The sequence below is a fragment of the Mesorhizobium sp. M2A.F.Ca.ET.039.01.1.1 genome, from assembly GCF_003998035.1.
In the GTDB taxonomy this organism is placed as follows: Bacteria; Pseudomonadota; Alphaproteobacteria; order Rhizobiales; family Rhizobiaceae; genus Mesorhizobium.
This window is the reverse complement of the sequence record NZ_RZRY01001279.1, coordinates 1-989: the sequence shown is the minus strand read 5'-3', so window position 1 is coordinate 989 and position 989 is coordinate 1. Positions and strand designations below refer to the sequence as shown.

General features: G+C 65.9%; 2 protein-coding genes. Both read left to right on the top strand.

Annotated features, from left to right (window positions below):
* A partial coding sequence (locus tag EOA24_RS39275; protein ID WP_189354650.1) for a cytochrome b/b6 domain-containing protein occupies positions 1 to 164 on the top strand: 164 nt, incomplete at its 5' end.
* Between the two features lie 66 nt (positions 165 to 230).
* Complete coding sequence (locus tag EOA24_RS39270; RefSeq protein ID WP_126080133.1) at positions 231 to 806, top strand: YceI family protein; 576 nt, start codon at positions 231 to 233, stop codon at positions 804 to 806.
* The last annotated feature ends 183 nt before the right edge of the window (positions 807 to 989 follow it).

The window sequence follows — 989 nt, the reverse complement described above, 5'->3', positions numbered from 1 at the left end:
ACTCCGACGCTTCGGAGAGCTGTTGGACGTCCGCGCACTGGTATCTCGCCTATGCCGGCATCGGGCTGGTGGCGCTGCACATCGCGGCGGCGCTGCGCCACCATTTCCTGCTGCGCGACAATGTGCTGACGCGCATGATCACACCTTCGTCAGGCAGGGAATAGAACCGCGCCACCATTCGTTGGTGGGGCAAGAACGCAGAAAAGCGTATCTGCGGAAGGAAGAAACCCATGAACGCGCGTATCCTCGGATTGGCGGCCTTTGCCGCTTGCCTTGCCGTGCCTGCCGTTGCCGCGGTGGCGCTCAGCGACGCGGCCGGCAGCTACACGATCAGCCCGTCTGGCTCCTCGATCCGCTTCACCATCGGCAAGGCCGGCGGCGGCGGCTTCGACGGCGCTTTCGGCCGCTTCAAGGGCACGATCCGCATCGACAATGGCGATGTCGGCCGCTCCAAGGTCGACCTCACCATCTATCCCGAAAGCGTCGGCACCGGTCAGGCCCGCATCGATGCCTTCCTGCGCTCCGACGCGGTGTTCGACGCGGCCAACAACCCGGAGATCCAGTTCCGCTCGACCAGCGTGACGCGCACCGGTGACACGACGGCGGTCGTTACCGGGCGCCTGACGGCGCGCGGCAAGACGTTTCCGGAGAAATTCACCGCCGAGCTCGGCGGATTGAAGGGCGGGACCATCAAATTCCACGTCACCGGCAAGGTGCTGCGGTCGCGCTACGGCATGGATGTCGGCACGCCGCTCTATTCCAATGTCGTCGACTTCGACATGACGCTGACGGGGAAGAGGGGGTAGGCACAGCACATTTCCTCGCCCCCGCGAAGGCGGGGGAGAGGTGGCTCGGGCGAAGCCCGAGAACGGAGCGGGGGCGCCCTCCGCGACGGCAGAGCCTTCGCAGAATTGTGCTGTCGTGAAGCCGTCCCACTCCGAAGCTGCGTTCTACGAAGGCCCCTCTCCGTCCCGGCTTCGCCGGGCCAC